The sequence below is a fragment of the Sunxiuqinia dokdonensis genome (genome assembly GCF_001270965.1).
In the GTDB taxonomy this organism is placed as follows: Bacteria; Bacteroidota; Bacteroidia; order Bacteroidales; family Prolixibacteraceae; genus Sunxiuqinia; species Sunxiuqinia dokdonensis.
On the sequence record NZ_LGIA01000159.1, the window covers coordinates 1 to 24914 of the forward strand.

Annotated in this window: 23 protein-coding genes; 16 read left to right on the forward strand and 7 right to left on the reverse strand. The window is 46.7% G+C overall.

The window, feature by feature from the left end:
- Window positions 1–181 precede the first annotated feature (181 nt).
- Entirely contained in the window at window positions 182–463 is a 282-nt protein-coding gene (locus tag NC99_RS11785) for a hypothetical protein (protein WP_053183902.1), read from the reverse strand.
- Window positions 464–588: 125 nt separating this feature from the next.
- Window positions 589–1215 carry a hypothetical protein gene (locus NC99_RS11790; RefSeq protein WP_053183905.1) on the reverse strand — a complete coding sequence of 209 codons (627 nt, stop codon included), beginning with the start codon at window positions 1213–1215 and terminating at the stop codon, window positions 589–591.
- A gap of 472 nt (window positions 1216–1687) precedes the next feature.
- Between NC99_RS11790 and NC99_RS11795 the strand changes: the two genes are divergently transcribed.
- From NC99_RS11795 to NC99_RS11870, 16 genes are all read left to right on the forward strand, one after another.
- On the forward strand, window positions 1688–2050 hold the full coding sequence (locus NC99_RS11795) for a hypothetical protein (protein ID WP_053183907.1): 363 nt from the start codon (window positions 1688–1690) through the stop codon (window positions 2048–2050).
- 21 nt (window positions 2051–2071) lie between these two features.
- Complete coding sequence (locus NC99_RS11800; RefSeq protein WP_082326455.1) at window positions 2072–2386, forward strand: DUF4134 domain-containing protein; 315 nt, start codon at window positions 2072–2074, stop codon at window positions 2384–2386.
- Window positions 2386–2709 carry a DUF4133 domain-containing protein gene (locus NC99_RS11805; RefSeq protein ID WP_053183909.1) on the forward strand — a complete coding sequence of 108 codons (324 nt, stop codon included), beginning with the start codon at window positions 2386–2388 and terminating at the stop codon, window positions 2707–2709. The genes NC99_RS11800 and NC99_RS11805 overlap by 1 nt, the downstream gene beginning before the upstream one ends.
- Window positions 2706–5135 (forward strand): TraG family conjugative transposon ATPase, encoded by a 2430-nt coding sequence (locus tag NC99_RS11810; RefSeq protein WP_053183911.1) that lies wholly within the window; start codon window positions 2706–2708, stop codon window positions 5133–5135. The genes NC99_RS11805 and NC99_RS11810 overlap by 4 nt, the downstream gene beginning before the upstream one ends.
- A 1-nt stretch (window position 5136) precedes the next feature.
- Window positions 5137–5802, forward strand: a complete 666-nt coding sequence (locus NC99_RS11815; protein ID WP_053183913.1) for a hypothetical protein — start codon at window positions 5137–5139, stop codon at window positions 5800–5802.
- Window positions 5803–5885: 83 nt separating this feature from the next.
- A complete protein-coding gene (locus tag NC99_RS11820; protein ID WP_053183915.1) occupies window positions 5886–6611 on the forward strand; it encodes a hypothetical protein in 726 nt (241 codons plus the stop codon).
- 36 nt (window positions 6612–6647) lie between these two features.
- On the forward strand, window positions 6648–7598 hold the full coding sequence (locus NC99_RS11825; protein WP_157624833.1) for a hypothetical protein: 951 nt from the start codon (window positions 6648–6650) through the stop codon (window positions 7596–7598).
- 61 nt (window positions 7599–7659) lie between these two features.
- Complete coding sequence (gene traK, locus NC99_RS11830; protein ID WP_053183919.1) at window positions 7660–8286, forward strand: conjugative transposon protein TraK; 627 nt, start codon at window positions 7660–7662, stop codon at window positions 8284–8286.
- Window positions 8287–8306: 20 nt separating this feature from the next.
- The gene (locus NC99_RS11835; protein ID WP_053183921.1) at window positions 8307–8675 is read left to right on the forward strand and encodes a hypothetical protein; all 369 of its coding nucleotides are present in this window, start codon (window positions 8307–8309) and stop codon (window positions 8673–8675) included.
- Window positions 8650–9858 (forward strand): conjugative transposon protein TraM, encoded by a 1209-nt coding sequence (gene traM / locus NC99_RS11840; RefSeq protein ID WP_053183923.1) that lies wholly within the window; start codon window positions 8650–8652, stop codon window positions 9856–9858. Before NC99_RS11835 ends, traM begins: the two co-directional genes overlap by 26 nt.
- Before the next feature lie 8 nt (window positions 9859–9866).
- Window positions 9867–10676 carry a DUF4138 domain-containing protein gene (locus tag NC99_RS11845; protein ID WP_053183925.1) on the forward strand — a complete coding sequence of 270 codons (810 nt, stop codon included), beginning with the start codon at window positions 9867–9869 and terminating at the stop codon, window positions 10674–10676.
- Between the two features lie 81 nt (window positions 10677–10757).
- Window positions 10758–12785, forward strand: coding sequence for a YWFCY domain-containing protein (locus tag NC99_RS11850; RefSeq protein ID WP_053183926.1), 2028 nt, complete (start codon window positions 10758–10760; stop codon window positions 12783–12785).
- A gap of 11 nt (window positions 12786–12796) precedes the next feature.
- A complete protein-coding gene (locus NC99_RS11855; RefSeq protein WP_053183928.1) occupies window positions 12797–13315 on the forward strand; it encodes a PH domain-containing protein in 519 nt (172 codons plus the stop codon).
- Between the two features lie 18 nt (window positions 13316–13333).
- Window positions 13334–14023: a DUF3945 domain-containing protein gene (locus tag NC99_RS11860; protein WP_053183929.1), complete on the forward strand. Its 690-nt coding sequence runs from the start codon at window positions 13334–13336 to the stop codon at window positions 14021–14023.
- A 250-nt stretch (window positions 14024–14273) separates the two neighbouring features.
- Window positions 14274–14642 (forward strand): plasmid mobilization protein, encoded by a 369-nt coding sequence (locus NC99_RS11865; protein WP_082326456.1) that lies wholly within the window; start codon window positions 14274–14276, stop codon window positions 14640–14642.
- 31 nt (window positions 14643–14673) lie between these two features.
- Complete coding sequence (locus NC99_RS11870) at window positions 14674–15594, forward strand: relaxase/mobilization nuclease domain-containing protein (protein WP_053183931.1); 921 nt, start codon at window positions 14674–14676, stop codon at window positions 15592–15594.
- A 78-nt stretch (window positions 15595–15672) separates the two neighbouring features.
- Here the strand turns inward: NC99_RS11870 and NC99_RS11875 are convergent, their stop codons facing one another.
- The 5 genes from NC99_RS11875 to NC99_RS11895 form a co-directional block, all read right to left on the reverse strand.
- Window positions 15673–17751, reverse strand: a complete 2079-nt coding sequence (locus NC99_RS11875) for an alpha-galactosidase (RefSeq protein WP_162231208.1) — start codon at window positions 17749–17751, stop codon at window positions 15673–15675.
- Window positions 17752–17813: 62 nt separating this feature from the next.
- Window positions 17814–19253, reverse strand: a complete 1440-nt coding sequence (locus tag NC99_RS11880; protein ID WP_053183933.1) for a carbon starvation CstA family protein — start codon at window positions 19251–19253, stop codon at window positions 17814–17816.
- 27 nt (window positions 19254–19280) lie between these two features.
- On the reverse strand, window positions 19281–20396 hold the full coding sequence (locus NC99_RS11885; protein ID WP_157624835.1) for a hypothetical protein: 1116 nt from the start codon (window positions 20394–20396) through the stop codon (window positions 19281–19283).
- Between the two features lie 86 nt (window positions 20397–20482).
- Complete coding sequence (locus tag NC99_RS11890; protein ID WP_053183937.1) at window positions 20483–22336, reverse strand: FAD-dependent oxidoreductase; 1854 nt, start codon at window positions 22334–22336, stop codon at window positions 20483–20485.
- Window positions 22337–22392: 56 nt separating this feature from the next.
- The gene (locus tag NC99_RS11895) at window positions 22393–24861 is read right to left on the reverse strand and encodes a hypothetical protein (protein ID WP_053183939.1); all 2469 of its coding nucleotides are present in this window, start codon (window positions 24859–24861) and stop codon (window positions 22393–22395) included.
- Between the last annotated feature and the right edge of the window lie 53 nt (window positions 24862–24914).

A 24914-nucleotide genomic window follows, 5' to 3' on the forward strand; every position in this document is an offset into this window, starting at 1 on the left:
AGTGCAAATTTCATATATGTAGGCTATTTCGTAATCAGATTGTCTTTATTAAAATGCACGTGTTGCTCCTGATTTATAAGGATATTCGCAGGGGATGTTGGGGCATTTTTCAAATCCAATCTGGTAGTTATCGGCCTTTGCATATTATCAAGAGTGGAGGTAAGATAGAAATTGTCCAATGCTAATGGTCGCTTTCTTTTCGCATTTCTGCCAAAATATTACCATGTGTCAAACTGTATTTCTTCTTCTTACAGCGTTCCATTGCTCTTCGTACAGCATCAGGATCGACCTGGATAAATAATTCCAGTTCTTGCTTTTCTTGGTCGCTCCTTTGAAATGCTTCAGATGCATCAAATCTTCCGTGGTATCTAGTTCCAGCATATTTCTCAGAAAGAAAACGAAAAGCTCCAAACAAGATAAGTCCAAAAACAATAACTAAGATTAAACCGATTATGCCTTCCATTTGAATTTAATTTATGTCTTTAACGTTATCATATTCAAGAACAAGATGCATACATATTAGTCCTCGAATATAATAAATTCTGCTTTTATTTTTTCCATCTCTCCCGATCCATTTTCAATCAAAACTTAGCTCAAGATCGCTAAGCCATATATAAATATCGCAAGAAAAAAGGATACAATTTGCCATCTATGGCATCTCCATGTAGTATCTCCCAATATTTTTGATTCTTTTCTTAGTCTTTCAAATTTTTCGATAACCAAACCGCTATTAAAATCACTTTCAATTATAAAGTCTATTTTTCCCAAAAGATGATTTTTGAAGATGGGGTAGTGTTTAAGCCCTGATATGTCTATTATCTTACTGTCAATAAGCCCCTTTGATCTGTCTTCGGCTATTACATTTTTTTTATTTCGAACAAGATATCTTTTTCTGGAAAGAGCTAGATGCCGTGTTATTCTATAATCAAACAATCTGGACAAAATAGATTTGAAACCATTTCCTGCTGATAAAACTATTAAAATTATTGAAATAATGTAAAGCGCTAATGCCCAACTAAATTCTGAATAGCATGAAATATCGAGCTTAGGGAATGTTTCTTTACTAGTACCCAAATACGCCAAAAAAGCTATTCCTACTGTCGTAAAAAGATTTATTGAATAGCCTAATTGGCTAATTGTTCTCTCAGTCCAGAAGTTATCCCTATTTGTGTACTCAGTTAGTTTATTCTCGTATTCTGCTTCTGTCATTTTCATCGTTGACACTGTTTCATTTATGATTTGTGTACCCGCCCGCCCCTTCGTTTAAGCGCAGCGGAAACAAAGAGTTCGCTGTTTTGAGTTTGCCGCTCAATTCTCATTAAACTGCTTGGATCTATCCGAATTTCCAACATACCAAAGGTCTTTTTCCCTCCCCAAGATAAAGATTTTTGCTGATGAACACATGATCTATTTTCTGTTTTATATTTTTCTCTCGGCTGTTTCGCTTTTAACCTTCGAATTCCCGTCACGCGCGCCCATCCCCGTCTTTTACCGCTTTGATCCTATCCCGGAGGTACTGGAACGGAACCGCACCCCATTCTTTGCTTAACCATATAAAACACCCCACCTGACAAGGACTGTACAACAATTTAATTCCCACTTTCCAAACTTTGTCCCGGTGATTTGAAAAAGCGCTTCTGCCGCTTTCAATTATCACCGGAGTAGTAACCCATAAAACACACAGAAAATGTTTGGAATCGATCAAATCAGCTGGGGACAGTTTGGCACTTTTATCCTGATTTTTCTTGGACTATGGTACCTGTGGGTGATCCTGATGGCAATTGCCCACCAGACAGGTCTTAGCCGAAATACCCTTTTTGAAGAGGATCAAGCGAGCAGCTTTGCGAAGGAAGATTTCAAGCCGATTGCCGTTTGTTCATGGGATTTCCCGTCACAATTAATGCCGTTTGCCCATGAAACGGCTATCCCCCTGCCGGTATCTTTTTATGAAGAAACCGGGCTGGATGAGGGCTATGCAATCGACCGCTTTGCCAGCCCGAACGATCCCCACCTTCCTGCAATTCTTGAACAAGTCCAGTATCAACAGTAACCCTTTTAAATTTTAGCGATCATGAAAACAACGATTCAACGATTCTTCTCCAAAGCGGCCGCGATTGCTGCCGCCGCCCTCTTTTGGGCTTCCGATGCTTTGGCCCAATCATCTGCCGGGATTGACCAGGCCACCGCAGAAGTCAGCTCTTACGTCGATCCGGTCTCCAACCTGATTATTGCCATTGGCGCCGTGGTTGGGCTGATTGGCGGTGTCCGTGTGTATATCAAGTGGCAGAGTGGCGACCAGGACACCCAGAAAGCCATCATGGGCTGGTTTGGCGCCTGTTTGTTCCTGATCCTGGTGGGCGTTGTCATCAAATCCTTTTTTGCCTGATGGAAAGCTATTCGGTCAAAAAAGTCGATACCCGGTTGTATATCAAAGGGCTTTCGGGCCCTTTGGTTTTCCGGGCGCTCTACGGAATCCTGGCTGCCTTTTTCGGATTCTCCGGGCTGTATATCTTCCTGGGGGTTTTCCCGGCAATCATCCTGATCGTGCCGGCATTCTTTGCCTACCTCTATCGGCTGAATACCATCCAACGGAAATACGGCCCGGAAGGCTGGGACAAAAAACGGACGGCCCGCAAACTCCCGCAGTTTATCAGTTGCAAACGCCGGATCAATCACTCGGGACAATTTCCCAAAACAGAACAACTATGAGAATCAGAAAGCTTGAGAATACACTGCCCATACTGGGATTTAACGGGGACATCCAGCTATCCAACAACCTGGACCTGACCATCGGATTCCGGCTGAAGCTTCCCGAAGTACTGTCTTGTAGCCGCGAAAAGCTGTACATGCTGCACGATACTTTCCAGCGGGTGATTAACCTGTTACCCTCCGGGAGTCTGGTGCACAAGCAGGACTTGTTTTTGGTTCAGAAATTTGACGGGAAAAAACAGTACATCGCCAATGAAAAAGGACATCCCGCGAGCTTGGATGCCAGCTACCTGAAACACTTTGAAGGCCGCCAGTCCCTGAGCCACGAATGTTTTCTGTATGTCAGCCTGCTGAACCGGGGCCTTTTGAAAAACTACCTGGAGTCGGCCCTGATCTTGTCGCGCCGCGAGCGCAAGCTGGAAAACCTGCGCTTTGACAGGATCACGGAACTGAAAAGCAACCTGACGGCTGTTTTTACCCAAAACGGGATTGGTTGTCAGCCACTGACCGGTACAGAAGCCACCGGAGATGAAAAAAGCCTGGGGCTGATCGAGCGCTTTTTAAGCCTGAACTTTACCGATGACCACCCGGTATTGGGTGGCATTGATTTCCGCGACCGGCTGAAGGTGATGGACCAGTTTGTGGAAATTCTGAGTTTGAGCGATTATTCCCACATCCCGGGAGAGCTTCGCCCCTGGACCGACCATCCGCAAACCGGGCTGCCGGTGTCGATGGTGTACCCGGTGAGCTTTCACCTGCCGTTTTCGCACATCACCAACCAGTTTATCTACCTGCCCGAGCAACAGGAGATCAAAGCATCCCTGGAAAGCAGCTATAAAAAGATCTATAGTCTCTCGAAGTTCTCTTCGGAAAATAAGGTCAATGCAGGGCTGATCGAATCGTTCCTGGACCAGGCACAAGCTTCAGGTGAAAAGATCGTAAAAACCCATTTTAACGTGATGTTGTTTGATGCGTCGCTGAATGATCTGAAACAGCATAAAAGTGAAGCGGCTTCTGCCTTTTCCCTGATGAACTGCTTTCCGTACCGGCACAGCCACGATTTGCCCATGTTGTTTTTTGCCTGTGTGCCGTATTCCACGCAGCTTCCCGAGACGGAACTGTTCATCACCCAGGTGCCACAGGCCTGCTGCCTGACCGGCTTTGAAGGAGAAATCCAAAACAGCACTTCAGATTTTACCATCCGTCTGTCCGACCGGCTGGAAGGCTGCCCGGTGCAAATCGATATCTCGGATGAGCCCATGCAGCGCCACCTGATCCATAACCGTAACAAGATCATCATTGGCGGATCAGGCTCCGGGAAGTCGTTTTTTACCAACCACCTGCTGCGCCAATATGCCGAAAGTGAAAACTGCCACATTGTTTTGCTGGATGTGGGAAGAAGCTACGAGCTGTTGACCCGCTACCTGGATGAACGGCTCAAAGCTCAAGGCGGGGCCATGATGGTGGAATTCACCCCGGAAACCCCGATCTCGTTTAACCCGTTCCTGGTGGAAGGCGAACCGGATCTTGAGCGCAAACAGACCATCCTGTCGGTGATCTACACAATCTATAAGGAAAACCTGTCGGAAATGGAGAAAGATGTGATTGCCCATTCGGTCACAGCCTTCTTTGAATCAGAAGAAATAGTTGAACGCTCCTTTAACGGCTACTATGCGTTTTGCCGGGATTATATCCCGCAGCTGGTGGAAGAGCAATCCATCCAATTCAATGCCAACGAGTTTTTCTTTATCCTCTCGAAATACTACCGGGGCGGTGAATACGACTACCTGCTGAACCGGCAGATGAATACCGATGAGTTTTTCCGCTGTCCATTCCTGGTTTTCGAGCTCGATGTCATCAAGGACCATGCGGTGATCTTCCCGGTGGCCACCCTGATTATCATCGATATTTTCATGCAAAAGATGAGGCGGCTGAAAGGCGTACGCAAGGTCATTTGCATAGAGGAAGCCTGGAAGGCCATTGCCACGCCGCAAATGGCTTTGTACATCAAATATTTCTTTAAAACCATCCGGAAGTTTTTCGGGGAGGCGATGGTGGTCACACAGGAAGTGGATGATGTGATTTCCTCCCCGGTGATCCGCGATGCAGTAATCAACAATGCCGATACGCGCATCCTGCTTGACATGAGCAAATTTAGAAACAAGTTCGACAGCATCAGTGAAACGCTGGGCCTGTCGGAGTTTCAGAAAGAGCAAATCTTGTCCATTAACCGGAACCTGCCTGCGGGGCGCAAGCTCAAGGAAGTCTTTATCGGGCTGGGCAGCTACTCGCAGGTTTATGCCCTGGAAGTAGGCCGCCCGGAATACTACTGCTACACCTCCGAGCAAAGCGAAAAGGAAATGATCCTGAAAACGCTTTCCGGTGGCTCCTGTACATCCTTTTTAGAAACCTTAAAATCCATTTGACATGAACTTCAACAGCAACACAAAATTTATGCTTTTAGCACTCGCAGCGATGATGCTGATCTCCTGCCTCCCTCTTAGCACCCGCGCCCAGGCTCCGGTAACGGATGTGGGTGCCGGGATTCAGCGCGAGGCTCTATGGGAACAGGAAAAGGGAATCCTCTCGGAAATCAACTGGTACAACATCCTGATCAAAGTGCTGAACGGAGACATCAAAGGACTGACCGGTGAACTGCTGGGCATTGACCAGCAGATGCTGGAAAGCCTGCAAAAAGTCTCCTCACTGATCAAGGACTACAAGCGGGTAAAGGAAACCAAGGACATGCTGGACAAGATCATCCAGGTGTATACCGAAAAGCTTCCCCTGCTGGTGAAGGACGGAAACTTCACTCCGAGGCAGGCGGAGGCCATCGTGCAATCCTTTGACCTGATCTTGGATGACAGCCGCCAGCTGACCACCACGGTTTTAAATGCCATCGTGAAGGACAACCTGTTTTTGATGGACGACAAACAGCGCTATGACACGATCAACGGCATTTATGAGGATGTCCGCAAACACTACGGAACGATCTGCTACCTGTACAACAAGCTTTTGTACGCCTCCTATCAGAAAAGCTTTGAGTCGGGCCAGCTGAAAAGTTTTGCCTTGTATTACAGCCTGTATCAGTAAGAGTTACGAGTTGGGAGTGTTTACTCCGGCCCCTGCCGGATAGGATTTTTTGCATTTTAAATCACCATTAAAAACAGATCATTATGAAACTTATTTTTCCCTTACTTGGAATGACCATGAGCGTCATGCTTGCCACTGCCGTATTTCCACCAAAGGTCAATGCCCAGCTTCTGAATGTCAAGCCATGGCACGGGTATTATCCGGAGATGAACGGCAGTTATCCACTTAGTTTTGTCGCGTTTAAAGGCTGGTTGTTCCCGGTGCCGCATGTTTTTGTCCGTACCTGGCCCACCCATTATTATGTCGAAGTCGGGGCTTTGCCGGTTTCGGATGCTGAGGGATACGCCGATCTTTTGCGGATCAACCTGATGAAAATTGTTTCCAGGCTGATAGAGAAAAGCCAGATGAAAGACCGGCATGATGAAACAGCCCAGATCAAAGTTTATACGCAGGAACAAAAGGAGATTGAAAAACTTCTCTTTGATTCCCGCTCGGATGAGTTGCCCGATGTTTATGACATCGCCGGCGGTTTTATCCGCCTGTATGAAAGCATTAACCGGCTGGACAAGCTGGAGAACCGCCAGCGGGTGAAGCAGATCCTGGAAAAGGAGGCAGACGGACTGTTGTCCCGCTTTATCTCGGTCAACCTGCTGCAAACCGATCACGGTCAAAAGCTGGAAGCCTTTTCGGAAATCCGCGGCGAACTCAGCCGTCAAACCGGCGATGCGGACTATACCTACCGGAAGGTACACCATTACCAGTTCCATGCCAACAACGTCAGTCAATCCTATTCCTTTCTGACCCATTAGAATTTGCCCAATAAAAAACAGCTAAAAATTGAAACAATGATCTTACAGGTAATTACCACCAACGACTTCTTTTCCTTTACCGATGTGCTGATCCGGGGCGGGCTGGACAATGCGCGCCTGCTTGTGAATATGGCCCGGGCCATCGGGGGGATTGCGGCCTTCCTTTACATCTCCAAGCGGATTTACGAGCAGCTGATTGCCGACAACCCCATTTCCATTTTGCCGCTGCTCAGGCCTTTTGCCCTGGTGCTGGTGATCAGCTTTTGGGGGCCGTTTGTCCAATTGCTGATGGTGCCCACCAAAGGCTTGACCAAACTATCGGAAGCGATCTATGCCGATAAAAAACACATCGTGGCCGAGCGGCTGGAGGAAAAGCAGGACGCGATCCTGTATGCCGACCTGCCGGCCTTCCAGGAGAACGAGGAGAAGGAAGCCATGCTTTGGGACAAAGGTATCAACATGCTACTGACGACCTACAATATCATTTCCGGAAGGGCGCTCCGGCACCAGATCAATTTTTACCTGATGGACGGGATTCGTCAGCTGCTGGAAGCCCTGTTTGAAGCCCTGATCTACCTGGTGGCTTTTCTCCGAACCGTCTTTTGTGTGCTGCTGGTGGTCTTTGGCCCGCTGGTCTTTGCCATCTCCATCTTTGACGGGTTTCAGGAGAATTATCTGGGCTGGATTGCCCGCTTTATCAATGTGAACCTGTACCTGCCCATCGCCCTGATCATCCTGTCGCTGGTGCAGGAGGTGCTGATCTTTGTGCTGGAAGCTGAAATCACCCAAATCAAAAGCTCCCTGATCTATATGCCATCCCTTTACTACGTCTCCAACCTGGTGGTGCCGCTGTGTGGGATTATCGGGCTGATGATGGTACCCAAAATCGCCTCGTGGATCATCAGCGCTTCCGGGACCAACACCGGTGGTGGACGGCTGATTCGCACTGCAGCGGTGATGGCCGTTACCAAAGGGGCTATGAAGTAGGAAAACAAATATCCAATGTAAAAATATTCAATAATCAATATCCAAGAAATATCAATATGCAATGAAGAAAATCTTTGATATCCAACGCAAGTTTCGGTTTACCGTTTATGTCCTGCTGGCGATCAGCCTGCTGGTAATCGGTTTTAGCTCATTTGTTTTTGTCAGCTCGCTGAAGCTGGTGGAACGTTCTCGCGAGAAGATCTACGTGCTGGATAACGGCAAGTCCCTGCTGCTGGCCCTTCGGGAGGATATTTCCGAGAACCGTCCGGCCGAGGCCCGGGATCATGTGAAACGCTTCCATGAGCTGTTTTTCACCATGGAACCCGACAAGCAGTACATCGAAAACAATACCCGCGAAGCCCTTCACCTGGCCGATGGTTCGGCCATGAAACAACACCGGTCCTACAAGGAAAACAATGTCTATAACCAGGTCATCGCCTCAAACATCAGCATGACCCTGCTGACCGATTCGGTGCAAATCGACTTTTCCGCTTATCCGTATCAGTTTCATTACTTCGGAAAACAGCGAATTGTCCGCCAATCCACCATTACCCTGCGCAGGCTGGAAACTACCGGCCAGCTTCGCAACAGCTCGCGCACAGACAATAACCCGCACGGCTTTTTGATCGAGAACTGGCTGATCACCGATAACCGGGACCTGGATACCCAAAAACGCAAATCCTTTTAATCCTTAAATCCCTGAAAAAGATGAATTCATTCAATCCGTCAAACAAAACACAAAAACCGGAAACTCCGCGCTTCCAGGATGTGAGCCGCTTTACCCGGATGGTCAGCCAGCTGGATAGCCGGGACCGGAGCCTTGATCCCAAAAGACGAAAGGGCAAATGGATCCTTGTTCTGTCTATCCTGTTCCTGCTTATCCTGGCCTCTTTCCTGCTTCCCTTCCCGGACTTTTCGCATGAAAAGATTAGCTCCGGGGAGAAGTTCTTTCCGGCTGATTCTAAAGAAGCCGGACAAGCGGAGCAAGCTACCTTCCCCGGCTTTGAGATGCCGGTGGATTCTTTTGAAAACCTTTTAAAACAACATATCCATGAAGACATACCTGAAACAAAATAAGCCCTTGCTTTTCCTGCCATTGGTGCTGATCCCCTTCATTGTGCTGATCTTTTATATCCTTGGCGGAGGAGAAAGTCCCAAAGGAAAAGACCAGAGACAAGCGCGACAGGACACCGTTAAAGGGGCCAATTATGACCTTCCTGATGCAGACCACAGCCTGGAGATCCTGGATAAAACAGAACTCAGCCAGCAGGCTGGAGAAATCACCCTAAGCCGGGACTACAACATCCTGGGAGACACGAACGGATCGGGTGAAAGCGGAAACGGCTTGTCGGATCCTACCGGGAATGAAGAAACCCACGGCAGTTTGGATGGCAATGAGTCAGCCAACGATGCAGAACCGGGAACAAGTTCCGGTGATCCCGAAAATTTATTGAAGCATATCCAACAGCGGGAACAACAAATCCGCAGTGAGCTAGAAACCGGCCAAACGGAAAAATCAAGACAGACGGCAAAAGCAAGGGAGGTGAAACACCATTCAAAACCGGCTGCAAAGGAGATTGCCACAGGTAAGACTGAGTCCGAAGATCCGTCATTTCCGGTAAGCGGAATCGAAGAGTTGGACCGTGTTTTTCGTCAGAACCAGCAATTGGCCCGGCAGAATGACTCCCTGAAAATACAGATGGAGGAAGCCAGGGCTTTCCGCCAGAAACTGGAAACAGCGCGCTCCCGCTCATTTACCCTTGAAAAAGGGCAGCCATCCGCTTTCCGGCCTGCTGAGCCATCCTCTTCCCTGCTGAAAGCCGAGGTGTATGAAACGACCACCGTACTAACCGGCAACCGCGTGAAGCTGCGGCTGCTGGAAGAAGCTTCAGTCAGGGGAACCACGATACCGGCCGGTACTTTTATCTATGGGATTTGTGAAATCGCCAATGAACGGCTGCGGATCAGTGTCCGGCAATTGCCTGTCGGTGATTCGTTTATCCCGGTTGAGCTCAGCATTTATGACCTGGACGGGCTGGCCGGCCTGTATGTCCCGGACAATGCCGCGCGGAAAGTAGCCAAGGAAGTGGGCAGCTCAACCAACACCTCCTCCATGTTTGGGGTGACGGGCAATCCGCTGACCTACGCCGGTGTTCAGGCTGCCGACCGGACGGCCCAATCCCTGCTACGCATGGTGAGGCTTAAAAAGGTCACCATCAAGAAAAATACCATGGTTTATTTAATCAATCAATCCAAATAAATACGAATATGAAAGCATTTGTTATTGTCATCCTTTGTACCCAACTGCAAGTGGCGGTGAGCGCCCAAAGCACGTCCAATTCCTTAAAAATCTCCGATACCAAAACCAGCCACCTGGTTTGTCCCGAAAAAGTAGACTATGTGCAGGCTGGTGATTATTCGCTGGTACAGGCCGAAGTCGTCCCGGAACTGTCCAACCTGGTGCGCATTAAAGCTAACCGGCCCTTTGACACGCCAGTTTCGCTGACGGTGGTTTGTGCCGGCCGGATTTACTCCTTTGAGCTGGGCTACGGAAACGATGCACCCATCACTTACCTGCTCGAATCCTTTGACTCCGAGAATGCACGGACTTTTAGCGGCAAGCTCTTACCGGATGGTGTACTCCGGGACCTGTGCGATCAAGTTCTGGATAAGCACCGGAAGAACTACCGGAATCGAAAAGCCAAAAAAGACGGGATTCGGATCCGCTTAAACTCGGTTCACCTGCATGGTGATGCCCTGTTTTTTGAGCTGGAAATCCGAAACCAGACCCAGATGGCCTACGATGTGGAAAGTGTTCATTTTTGGATCACTGACAAACGGCAGACAAAAGCCACCAATGTGCAGGAATATCGGGTGCTTCCTGATTACAGGCGAAACAAGATCAGCCGCGTCCCGGGCTACACCACGGTCCGGGAAGTGTTTGTCTTTGAAAAAATGACCATTCCCGGGCAGCGCATCCTCCGAATTGAACTCAATGAAAAAGCCCTGGGCAACACCGGACGAAAACTGAAGTTTGAGCTCAAAAACCAAGACATCCTAAAAGCCCGCAAGCTTTAATTTGGATTGCCAATCAGATAAATATTTACCAAATATCTAACGAAGTTTCCCCCCAACGGGGGGATTAAGGGGGGCTCTAACATGAATCATGAACCACACGAACTGGTGAAACTGCACGAAGGCTTTCGCTTTTTCAGTTACCTGTTGTTGATTTTATCCTTATACATCACCGGCATCGGGTATTTTGCAAGGCTCGGGATCGTCATCCCGGAATTTACCCCCTTGCTGGAGAAGCTCCAACGCCTGCAATTCCTGTCGGATGTGTACCTGTCCAAACTGGTCTGCCTGGTGTTTTTGGCCATCACCTGCATGGGAACCAAAGCGCACAAGGACCGCGAGCTGGCCGTACCGGTAATTGTCCGGCAGGTGGTAGCAGGGCTCGTGCTGTATTGGGGAAGTCTGTTGGTTTTTACCTCGTACCCTCTAGCTTACCTGCTTCTAAGCTTTGTCGGCTTTGTGCTGTTGAACATCGGCTTTGACAACATCTCCAAGCTGATCAACGTCAACCTGATGAAAGACCGCTTTAACATCGAGAACGAAAGTTTTCCGCAGGAAGAAGCTTTGCGCGAGAATGAGTATTCGGTCAACCTGCGCTCCTCCTACCTGTACCAAGGCAAAGAACACCAGGGCTGGATCAACATTGTGAATCCTTTTCGGGCGACGATGGTCATCGGAACGCCTGGCTCCGGAAAGTCGTTTTCGGTAGTACTGCCCTTTATTCGTCAGCATTTGGCCAAGGGTTTTTCCATGTGTGTCTATGATTTTAAGTACCCCGATCTTTCGTTGGTGGCCTACAACCACTTCCTGAAAGCAAAGAAAAGCGGCCGTCTGCCGAAATCAGCAGAATTTTACGTAATCAATTTTGAGGATATCCAAAAATCCTTTCGCTGTAACCCGCTGGCACCGGAATTGATGGAAAGCCCGATTGATGCCTTTGAGTCTTCGCGGACGGTGCTTTACAACCTGAACCGGGAATGGATCCGCAAACAGGGCGAGTTCTTCTCAGAATCAGCTGTGTCCTTTTTTGCCGCGGTGATCTGGTTTTTGAAACGCTACAAAGGCGGAAAATACTGCACGCTCCCTCATGCCATTGAACTGCTACAGCTGGATTACGACGATCTGTTTGAAGTGCTGGGCACCGAGCAGGATGTGGCTGGCATTATCAACCCCTTTATCAATGCCCACCAGCGGGGTGCGCATGAGCAGCTGGAAGGGCAGCTCGGCAGCCTGAAAATTGCCATCGCCAAAATCATCAGCCCGGAGATTTATTGGATTTGTAGCGGCAATGATTTCTCCCTGGATATCAACCATCCGCAGGCTCCCAAAATTCTGTGCCTGGCCAACAACCCGCTAAGGGTGGAAATGTACGGGGCGGTGCTGTCGCTTTTTATCACCCGGATGCTGAAAGTGATCAACCGAAAGCATCAGGTGCCCGCCTCCCTGATCTTTGATGAGTTGCCAACCATTTACTTCCGCGGGCTGGACACGCTGATTGCCACCGCGCGAAGCAACCGAATCTCGACTTTGCTGGGTGTTCAGACCATCGACCAGTTGATCCGCGATTACGGCAAGGAGCAGGCCAATGCGATTACCAGCAACATCGGTAATGTGTTCTCCGGTCAGGCAGCCGGGGAAACGGCCAAATTTATCCAAAACCGGATGGGCAAGATCCTGCAGGAACGGCAGTCGGTCAATATCAACCGTAATACGCAGTCATCGACTTTCTCCACCCAAATGGATTACCTGGTACCTGAAGGCAAGATCGCTACCCTGCCGCAGGGCTACCTGGTCGGTCAGGTGGCCGACAACTTTGGGGAGACCGTCGGGCAGAAGAATTTTAACGCTCTCATCAAAGTGGATGTGAAAGCCTGGCAGCGGGAAGAGGCCCGTTATACGCCAATCCCGGACTTTTACCGCTTTGATCAAATCCCGGAGGTGCTGGAACGGAACCGCATCCGGATTCGAAACGATATCCGCAGCATTGCCAGTCAAACGGGCACAGACCACAAGGAAAATGAGGCGCTGACGGCTTCCAAAGCGGAGATCGCACAAGCGAACCAAGCCCGTCAAGCGAATCAAGCAAAGCAGTCTCAAACACAAAATAAATAACGAGCAACACCATGAAAAACAGCAACGAGAGAACAATCAAATTAAAGCCGTCCCAACTGGTTAACCTGCCGGTTTTCCTGCATGGAGTTCTGCTTATCCCGGGACTTTTCCTGCTGAATAAGCTGATCAAACGTTACCTGCCATCCGATTTTGTCCCGGATCAGTTTGAACCTTATATCCTGAACCTTCCGGTTTATCTGGCGGTATTGTTCGCTGTTTTCCTGGGATATCATATGCTGAAGACTTACTGTATCCGCTATGAAATCAGTTCCGAAGAACTCAGGTATTATTCCGGGATACTCCGAAGAAAGCACGAGTTTATTGAGCTGTACCGGCTAAAAGACTACAAAATTGACCGGCCCTTGATATACCGATTATTTGGTCTGGGCAACCTGACGATTTACACCTCCGACAAAACCACACCGGTTTTTAAGATGGAAGCCATTGCCAATCCTAAAATGATTTATAAAACCCTTCGCGATCTGGTTGAAGAGAACCGAAGGGAAAAACACGTTTTCGAAGTTGATTAACATTTAAAAAGTAAGATTATGGAACAAAACACACGCATGAAGGTGGAAGACATCCCCTTAGACAAACTGGAAAAAGCCGGTATTAACCGCAGTTTTGTGGACCGGATGGAAAAACGCGAACTGACCGATTTTTTGAACGGCTTCCGCTCAGAAAAGCTCTACACAATCAACGCCCGGATTAATGACCAGGATTATAAAATCCCGGCCAAGATCCGCTTGCAACAAGATCAGGATGGAAAAGTAGATGTGAAAGTACACCCGATTCAGCGGCTTTATATCCCCGATGAATACCTGGGACACAAGTTCACCAAAGAAGAAAAAGGGGCACTGCTGAATGACAAAAACCTGGGCAAGACCGTGGAGCTGACCAGCAAGAACGGGCAAAAGGACACCTACTACCTGGGAATTGACGGCAAAACCAATGAGCTAATTGCCTTGAAAGCAAGGTATATCCAGATCCCGGACAAGATCAAAGGTGTAAACCTGACCAGCGAGCAAAAAGATAAGCTGGCAGCGGGTCAGAAAGTGACCGTGGACGGGATGATGGGGAAAAACGACAAAAAGTTTGGAGCCACACTCCAGGTAGATGCCGCGGGCAGGAACATCAGTTTTTCCAATTTTAAACAGGAGAAGATGGCGAAATCAGAGGAGCAAAAGCAGGAAGCAAAATCTGAAAAGAAAGCCGGGTCCCGGAAAAGAGTGAGTTAGTTTTTTAGGTCTCGTTTCCAATTAGAAGGGGAAATTCGGAAGAGCAGGTTTCCCTTTCTTTTTACCCCGTTTGACCAAAGTGAATAAGAAAAAATCAATGAGGAATAGCTGGTTTAAATAGGGGAATGCAAGATGTGTTTTTATGGCCATAAAAACCTTTCATCTTGATCCCGACTCCGTCGGGAGGACATTCCCCAAAGGCATCATGCATTCCCCTCTCAAAAAGCAAAAAGTTACAAGTTCATAATCGATGCGCCCCAGATTAGCCGATAAAGAGAAACGTACGATTGTCGTTCGTTTTCTGATGACCAAAGAAGAAAAGATCAGGTTGGATTCATTGGTCAAACGGGGAAAATATGGGTGTGCGAGTGATTTTCTAAGGTTCAAAATATTTGACGAATCCAGGAGGAAAACGATTGTACTTGATGACAAGGCAAGCAACAAGCTTAAAAGCCTGGACTATGAGCTCAACAAGATCGGGGTCAACTTGAACCAACTCTCCAAGCGTATGAATTCGTTTGCCGGTTACCGAATCAGTGACAGTGACCGACAGCTTTTGAAACAGGCTTTTGCTATGATGCGACAGTGTTTGATTTTGCTTCAAAAATATCTGCGATAAATTATTGTCTCAACCAATAAACCGGGAAACCATGGTTATTAAAATCCACCAGGCTTGCAGCACAAAAAATGCTTTGTTTTACAACGAGCGGAAGGTTGAGCGACATAAGGCCTCGTTTTACCACAGTCAAAACATGCCGGTTGTCAATCCGTTCATGGGAGATAAAAACGACCGGTACCGGATTTTTCAGGAGATTGAGGAGCGAAATACCCGGGTTCGAAAGCCCGGATTACATCTATCCGTAAACCCGACGGTTGGCGATTTGGTGCGGCTGGGTGATGCCGGTATTCGGACTGAGATTGATAACCTGATGACCCACCTGGAATATGGAAATCAGCCTTACTTTGTCTATAAACACGCTGACTTGGAGCGGGTGCATTTTCATATCGTTTCCACTCGTATCGATTGTGATACCGGCAAGAAAATCAAAGACAGCTATGAGAAGGAAAAGACGCAGCGGTTCATCAAAGACCTGGAGCAGAAATACCAGCTAACCAAAGATGATCCTCAGGAAAAATTAAATTATCGGTTTTCCGGCTCCAGCAAAAACCTGAAACAAAACCTGGAAAGCTTATTTGGCCAGCTCAACCGGATGGAGTTTATCACTTCCAAAGAACTGTATGACCAGGCATTGGAGCTGTTTCAGGTAGAGATCAGAAAAGCTGGGAGGGGTCATCTGGTTTTTGTGACGGATGAGAACGGGAACCCGGTCCGACATCCGGTGAGAATGAGTGATTTTGAGGAGAGGCCAAGGTTTTATTTATCTGAGAAACAGGAACGCGCAACCAGAATGGAGCATTCTGAAAAGATGGCGATACCAGCCAGGGTTTTAAAGTCTTTGGTTTTGAAAGAATTAATCCGGCAGATACAAGAGCAGGTTTCCGGGCAAAAATTGCCGAACGATAGAAAGAGGAAAATAAGAGCGAAAAAAAGAAAGGGTAAGCGATATTAAATTCCCAAGGCACCAATAGGAACTCCTAAAGCGAAGAAATTAAGCGAATTTCCCTTCAAGACAGCCTTCCGCTTAGGTTTATTCAACTGTATATCGATATAAGACATAGGAATTGGCTTTCGGCAAATTGAATTTTAACGTTCCATTTTCAGAAACCACAAGCTGCAGGGACTCTTCCAAAGCATCTCCCAAAACCAACTGCAGACTAACTTGCTCTCCTTCCAAAAGATAAGCCTGAATTTGAGCACTACTAGCTTCTGTGCGTTCCCTGAAAACAAGAAAATATCCTCTATTCTCATGTACTGACTGAAAACCGGTCCACGATCTACCCGTTGGTTCATCTCCTATTGGAAAAATATACCCCGAATGAAAGTCATTCTGAATGGTTCGGTATTTTGTAATTGTTTCAGCAATACCAGATGCTTCATCTGTCAAACCCGTCGCTTCAAACCAAGCCAACGGTTGCCCAACCATCGCAATAGCGAATAGATAATCAAAATCATAATTTGAGGGAGCAAACAAATCATTATCAGGATATTTATCAGCATTTCGCCATTTGTTTAAAAACTCAATCTGCAATAGTTCAGGAGGGAAATAATGCGCCAAATTCCAAACATTACGAAGCGTGCGAAAAGGATAATAATTTCCCCAATCAGTATACCTATTCTCTAAAAACAGGTTTCCAAATGGGCGGTATGAGAAATAGCCACCGCGAACCCCAGCCGTCAGGTCTAAATTGAAAAAAGCAGCTCCATTGGTTTCCTTCTTTACTTTTGAAAAGAATTTTTCCAAGTTGATTGCAGCCTCTTTATCAGCTATTTCTACTCCATCAATTTTGAAATAGGCGATTCCGGTTTCTCTGTATAAATTGACTAAAATATCAGCATCAATTTCCCAGGTAGCATAGCTGTTTTGGTTACTTGGATGAAACCACAATCCCAACCGAATCCCCTTTGCTTCCGCTGATTCCAAAATCTCAGTTAACCCATTCGGAAAGCGCTCTTTGTTAGGCTGCCAGTTTTCCGGGCTCCAGGCGTCCCATAAGTTTCCCGATTGATGTATCGAATTTGCAGAAAGCCCTTGCTGCCACCCGTCATCGATCTGAAAATGACTGATTCCAAGCTCCTGTGCCTTTTCCAATTCTTTCAGAATAAAACGTTCACTGATCTTGCCATCCTGTCCCCGATCTCCCCAAGTATTCATCATCACCATTTCATACTGTTGGGGCTCGTAGTTAATTGATCCCTTCAGATATTTACGCAATGCAAATAAACAATCCGTGTTCGTACCGGAAAAGCCCATGGTGAAAGTATAACCCTTGATCCATTCATCCGGATTTCCATTGACAGGGAAACCCGCGAAAGCAAGCTCAATTCCCCGTTGTGACACCACAAAATCATATCCCGGATAATTTATCTGACTGGCTGAATTTGGAGCCTCTTTCAAAATGAAGAACTGATTTTCACTGATCAAGTCTTCTCCTAAAATTAAATTGCCAGTGTTTCTCTGAGCTAGTTGGTATGGCAGTATATCCTCCATAAAAACAAGGTTATCGTGTGTGTCTGTAGCATCCTTAAAATTTATAACCTTAAGTCTTACATGTTTCGAAGAAAACCCCAAGTATGCCAAATATGATTTGCCATTTTGCGATATTGAAGGCGTACTTTTTTCGGTGCCGTCACCCCTACCATTCTGAACTTGCTGTTCTGAAGCAAGCGAATGGTATTTTAAATAGAAATCACACGGGAACGCTCCTATACCAGGAAAAATTCGAAAAACACGCCTGCAAAAAAGCTGCCCGTATTGGTTTTCAATACTCACTTCAAGATGCTCCGGCATTAAAACCGTTTCATCCATCTGGTTAATTTCAAGCTTGATGTTTTTGATAAAATCGCTCCCTTCCAATGCAAAGCTAGGAGCGTGAGGATTCCAACTCATGACATCTCCGGAATTCAATTCCTTAGTTGAATACAAACGAATGTCTCCGGAATACCATAACCACTTTTGCTCAATTTTTGAATTGCGAATGACCAGCGTATCATTTGATAAATACGCCTCGCATTCTTTAACTTGTCTTTCTGCATGACAAACAATTGCTCCGGTAACAACCAAAAGAAAGGACAAGCATAGCTTTTGTATGACCTTAATGTTTTTCATGAATTCCATGAATAGTATTGTGTTTACTCTTCTTTTGACAAAGAAACAAGCTGTTCATGGGCTTATTCATATTGAGTTTGCTTTTCGATAATAGTTTTCGATTTCAAATTGAAGAACCAGCCAACCAGCGCAATTGAAGTGACCAGTCCAATGTTTAACGATAGATAGTAAGAAAGCTGTAGTCCTTCAGGAGCAACAAGAATGTAAGTTGTAACAACCGCGGTCATGAAAACCGCAGGCAAGAGTGCGATCCAATAATTGCCTCCCTGCTTGAGCATGTAAACTGCCGCAGCCCACAACACAATAGTTGCTAACGTTTGATTTGACCATCCAAAGTATCGCCAAATCACGCCAAAGTTGATGGTTGTAAGCAGAAACGCAATGACAAAAATCGGAATCGTCACCACCAAACGTTGCTGAAGGGCGCCCTGCTTGAAACGAAACGAATCGGCAATCGTCAAACGAGCACTTCGAAAAGCAGTATCGCCCGATGTAATGGGTGCTGCGACCACGCCAATGATCGCTAATAATCCTCCCACTTTCCCGAGCATCGTATTGCAAATTTGATTCACAACCCAGGCCGCGTTATGCCCTTGAGCAGCCATCGTATCGCCTAGTTCACGAACGCCACCAAAGAAGGACATGGCTGCTGCAGCCCAGATTAAGGCAACGATGCCCTCTGTGATCATAGCTCCAAAAAATACCTTTTTACCATCGGCTTCATTCGAAAGGCAACGGGCCATTAGCGGCGATTGCGTAGAATGAAAGCCGGAAATGGCGCCGCATGCAATGGTGATGAAGAGTAAAGGAAAGACCGGAAACTTGTCTGCTTGAGCATGCATATTCCCAAAGGTTTCTGGTGTGAGATTGGGGATGGCATAGTTCCCGGAAAAAAGGGCGACCAGAATTCCCCCAGCCATAACTAAGAGCGATAAGCCAAAAAGCGGATAAATTCTTCCAATTAGTTTATCAATCGGAATCATGGTTGCCAAAATATAGTACAGGAATATCATGACGATCCAATAAACTTGACTCACATTTGAAAGTTCGGTAAGAATGGTTGCCGGACCTTTGACAAACACAACTCCAACTAAAATCAACAAAACAACGGCAAAAACCCGCATAAAGTTTTTTACACCTTTTCCCAGGTACCTCCCCACAATTTCGGGTATACTCTCTCCTCCATGGCGAACGGAGAGCATACCCGAAAAGTAATCGTGTACCCCACCCGCAAACACAGCTCCAAAAACGATCCAAATGAAAGCGACCGGCCCCCATAAAGCGCCTGCAATTGCTCCGAAAATAGGACCTAGTCCAGCAATATTCAGAAACTGAATTAAAAAGATTTTGCTTGTTTTTAGGGGGACATAATCTACCCCGTCATTCTTTTCCATAGCAGGCGTAATCCGCGAAGAATCGCTTCCAAACTTGCGATCTACATAACCTCCATATAAAAAATATCCCCCCGTCAGAATAGCTATTGATACGATAAGTGAAATCATTTGCTTCGCTAATTTTAAAATATACTGCTATTTTTCAAATTTGCCCAACAACCTGCCCGTGAGGTTTCGAACATAGGCATCCTCATGCTCCGACAGACCTTCCAAAGCTAACATGACTTGCTGGTTATTGAGGTGTTCCGGACGGATCAAACGATAAATTAGGTTCAGGGAGCCAATGTTGAGCTTTTGCTCCTGGAAAAGGGTTAACAACTCAAAGACAATGTCCTCGGTTGCGTAACCTGATTCAATAAATTTCCAGATAATCGTATTCTTTTTATCTGTTGATAAGCCAGGCATCACTTCAACCAACAGTTTTTGAAGGGCAGCATCTTTTAATCCAGATGGCTGGAAGTACTGAAGTGCCCTTGCTGAGATCTCAAGGGTATCAGACTGGATGTACTGAATAAAAAGGGGATAAAAATCCTCATGGTACGATGAATCTTTCTCCACCGCCCGGATCCCCCAAAGTATTTTTTTTGTCTTATGACTTTCAAACACGCGTTTTAAAAAACTCACATCAACTCTTTCATCCAGTATTTCCATTATTTTAGTTTGAACCGGGCCATAAACCGTGTGCCAAAGGGTATGACAGGTATACACCGCGTCCTTTACTACAACTTCCGCAAGGGCAGGTTGCGTAGCTGCTGTGTATCCATCGATTTCATAAGCCGTGTAAGGATCAATTGAATCAGGCACAATGATTAATTCTTCCGATTCTAAATCTTTCAGTATTGAAGCAGTGTCGCTAAGGATTACATTTAACTTTTCATAGTCAGCAGCTTCAAATTCGGTATGGTCTGATTTGGTCAGTGGTTCTTCTGCCGGAACTTCCATACCCAGATAATTCCCGGCACCGTCCCAAAACAGTGTCAAACGGATCATTTTACATTCGCCGGTCATGCAGACATCTTTGTAAAAATGCCGGCTAAACCAAACGGGCAAGCCATTCTCATCCTGAAGTTCAATAATTTCAGAACTCGAAAGTGAATCAGCCTCGTTTTCAAAATGGTGCATTACCAATGTCCCTTCCCTATCGCTGAAATCAATCTGCCGAAAACCTGGCGGGATTTCAGTAAAGCCGGAAAGCAACAGAAAAACGATCGCAATCAATGCTTTTATGTAATTCCCATTTCTAAAAGTCATATTGTAAGACAAATTTTCACCCGGTGGAATTTCGACCACCGGGTGAATTAAAAAAAACTGTAACAAGTTTAGTTGGTAAAAAGGTTCTATTCTTTCGGTCCAAGGGTTGAACCCTCGTTATAATTCTGCATGTTTTCCACATCATATTTTCCAACGCCTTTTTCCATCAGGGTTTTCAGTTCATCCAGATGGTTTTGGTAAACTCCGCGCGGGCTGGTGTGGTGCTTTGCGGCAACCGAGGCAGCCATCCCAACGACTTCGCCCATGATGCCCGTGGTGCGCATCACCCGGACGGTCCCAAGTGCAACATGCGTTACGCTGATATTGCGCCCGGCCATAAACAGGTTGTCCACATTGCGCGAATAAAAACAGCGGTAAGGGATTGGGTACGGATGGATTTTTTTATGCACGGCAATCGACTTAAATTCCTTGTCGGGAAAATGTTCCGTGTTTTTTGGATCGGGGTAATGCAGGTCAATGGTCCAGGTGGTTGGAGCCGAAGCATCCGGGTAAATCACGTAATCGGTAATGTCCTGCTCTTTCAGTATCAAGTCACCCAACAACCTGCGTGATTCCCGTTTCCCGGCAATGTAGGCTACCCATTCCAGTTCCCGGTTTTTATAGTCTTCTTTCACCGAACTTTTGTTTTTCAGAAACGACCAGTTGGAATAGACCACCAGCAGGCCATAATCACGAATACGTTCAAACTCCTTTATTTGATCGAAATTCATTCCTGTTTCCCAGGTCCACTCGCCCATGGTCACTTTTTCCGTGTTTTCTTCGTTGAATTCAACACCGTAGCTAAATTCAGGAAACGAGCTTTCTTCTCCACTTTCAACCGAATACCACTGAACGGATGATCCCATCGTCATTTTGTCGGCTTTTTCCGGGGCAGTGGGCTCGCCAAATTCATCTTTTCCTTCACGCCCCATGGCAAAGTCGGCACCAGCCAGAAACCCAATCGTGCCATCGCCGGTACAGTCGGCAAACAAAGGCGCTGAAAAGGACAATTCTTCCGCTGTTTCAATGTGCCTGGCATGCACTTCTGTGATGCGTGAACGTTTCATTTTCACGTCGAAGGCCCGGTAGTTGGTAAACAACGAGATATTCTCTTCGGCCAGTACCATCTCCATCTTTTTCTCATCTTCATAATAGGCGGCCGGTTGTGCATTTCCTCCTTGCGTGGGACCGATTTCATTCACCACATCGCCCAATGAAGGATAGGGTTCCACCTTGATTCGTCCCCCTAAATGCACGCGTACCTCAGAGCTGTTATTACCCCCTAAAACAGGCCGATCCTGGATCAATGCCACTTTCAAACCTAACCGGGCAGCAGAAATAGAAGCCGTTGTGCCGGCAACACCGCCACCAATCACAACCAAATCAAATTCACCCGCCTGTTCAGGTTTTTTAGGAATGCCCAATTGCTTCCTACGAAACTTTTTAAGTGTAGCCATTTCATTTGGTGGCGCCGTGTTGCCTTTGGTGAAATAGATGGCATCCACCCGGCCGTTAAAGCCAGTTAGGTCGTGCAAAGTAATCGTTGCCCTGTTGCTGGTGATGCTCACCTTGCCGGCGTCTTGCCATAGCCACTCGAACCCGGAAGCGCCCAGTGTTGCGCCGGTACTTTTCCCATCGACTAAAAGCTCAAATTTGCCAGGTCCTTCTCCCTGAAACCAGGGTGAGGCCCAGTTATAGGTACGGACAAACACCTGATACTCTCCTGCCTCCGGAAAGTCAACGGTCGTTTCAGCATCGGTAACAGGAACCCCCATCCCGTGTGCCATCAGATAAGGCGACCCCATCAAATCCATAAACTGCTGGTCAATGACCCAGCCGCCTTTGTTGGCAAAGTTTTCAGCTTCAACAAAAACAGACTGCGCCTGGAGGGCAAACACGCTGTAAATAAAGACGAATGTGATTAATGCTATTTTGTTCATGCTTATTTTTTATATCGGTTTCCTATTGTTATCAAGGTAATGTTTCAAGATGCTCTCTATTCATATTTCAACCATGCTGTTGCCTGACAGTCTTGATCAGCAACAAATCGAATCCAGCGCGATTGGAAACTTTCCGAGAATTGATATTCAAAGGTTTCGCCCGGCTGCACAAGGACTTCTTTGTATGCCATCCACGGACCATGCCCGATGGGCTCCGCTTCAATTCTAAACTTAACTGATTGATTCGATTCATGTGAAAGTATCAGGCTTCTTTGGTCGTAAAAGCCAATCAGATACGGATCTGAAGGCTCATTTGCTTTTACATCCGAATCTTTCCAGGGACCACCTTCTCCGACTGGTTTTCCCAGTTTCCAAAGGTCATCAATGACGCCCGCCCAAACAGCTGCATGGCCGTCTTGAGATTGAATGATGTGGTCATCATTTTCCGGCAACTCAGTTTGAAGCCCTGTCATGACCAACATTCCCCGATAAGAAGCGTAATCATAAATTCTAAAATTATGCGATGCCACTGGCCGTATCTTTGCGTATCCGTCGGCATTTTCCGCAGGGAGTTCATAGAATGTACCCGAGCAGTTGAATAAGTCACGTTCGGTAGCCACTTCCCGGCAAATACGGAGCAAGCCTTTTTCTGTCAATCCTGAATATTTTTCATTTCCTTTGGGTAAGCGCCAGCGCCTTCCAATATCATCCACCACCAATACTGAAGCTTCGTCGATAGTGATTACCTCTTGTGGTATGCCAAATTTTTCACGAATAAAAGAAGCTGTTTCCGTATCTTCTTTTTTTACAAGTCTCATATTGCCATCCAATTCATAGTATCCAGTTTCTTCAAAACCCGTATCTGTGGCAGTGCCCGCAAGGATTCCCAAAGCACGACGATTCTCCCCCAGTCCCCAAAGCAGACCAGCTTTTGTTGAACCTTCAGCAGTATCAGCCAGTCCATTAAAAATTGGATCGACATCGCCATCTCGTGCATCGTTTTGTGCATAAAAAAAATGTACCGTAGCTTTGGTATCGTTATTCGTTGAAACACGAATCCATTCTCCAATCTCATTGTCTTTAAAGATGACATTTGCCGATTCTCCACTTTTCAACTCAACCGATTTCAGTGGTGTCCAGCTATTGTTTCCTTTTTGATCAACCTCAAAGGAAAAGCTGACAGTAGCCTTGCCTTCGTTTTGAACCCATGCTGAACGGCGGTCCCATCCTGAAAACAGGAATGGTTCTGAATCTTCAGCGGCTTTGATTTCTTCGGAAATCCATACAGCACCTTCAGCTGTATTCGGCCCCAACTGATCCGGTTTTTCAAATGAGGTGAACCATAAATTAGAGTTCGATTGTCCGGGGCCTTCAATGTTTCCCTTGGCTTTTCGTTTATTCAGGAATTCTTTGTTGGCCGAATCATCACAACCAAAAACAAGTTGGTCGTTCCAGCGGGCAAAGTCGCCGATCACTTTCAGATAAGCCGAACGCGGAAGGATACCAGACGAATTATCAGCAGTAAATGTTTGTGGGAAACGCCAGAACATGCCATGCATGGTCATTAAGTAATCCGGATTCTCTGGCGTACCAATATCACGGATACGCGGCCACTCGGTGTTCCAACCATGAGCGCCATCGTAGCTGTGGCTGGCTTTAGGGAGTCGATAAAAATCCCAGCCCGTTTCAGGATTGCGGACACCTAAAAGCACCGATTTGTGGTCCCAGCCCGTTGCCCAAATCGGATCAGTCTCAGGATTGGCATTGCCATATATCCCACCCGGGCCGGTCACTTCAACAAACTGGTTACGGCGGACTATTTTCCAGTCTTTACCGTCCCATTCGGCCAAAGCTCCAGATTTTATTGCAAAATTTGTAAGGGCTTCCTGTCCGGTTTCACCGTTGTTTGAATAAACCATTACCCCTTGTCCCGAATAAAGCCCTTTCCCGTGAGCGCCAACCAGCAAACTGGCTTCCTGGGCCATTTCTCCCGGTTTGCGGCTCACATTCCCATCTTGGTATAACATCGTCGGCTGAAGTGTCTTTACATTGACCTCATAAAAACCTTCTTCCATGGTGCCATAGTAAATTTTTCCGGCGGGGTCGGTTAAATGGCGGGCGTTTCCGGTGTGGCGGCCCGGCATTTTGGCATAGGGAATAACCCGGACGTTGCGTACCGAGTCAATGGCATACGGTCCAATAAAAAGTTGGTTACTTTCCTTGTGGATCATCCGGTTGGCGGGGGTGCCACCAATACTTTCTTCCCTGACAATTTGTTTCAAATCAGGCGTAATCTCATAAAGTTTATCAGACGAGCCTTTGGGCAGGTGAGGCCCGTAAGTAATGACCCAAAGCCTGTCTGCCCATGGCACCACCGCTCCGGTTCCACACTCGCCTTCATTGTTGTAATACGCCAGATGCGGATAAATTCCGCTGTAAAATTTAGGCTCCGTTTTCTTTTCTGACGAACAGGCGCTGAATATGGCAATCAAAAGGAGAAGACTATATAAGAATATTCGATTCATTTTATAATTAGTTTACATTATGCGTTTGGGCAAATCTCAGCTAATTAGTTGGA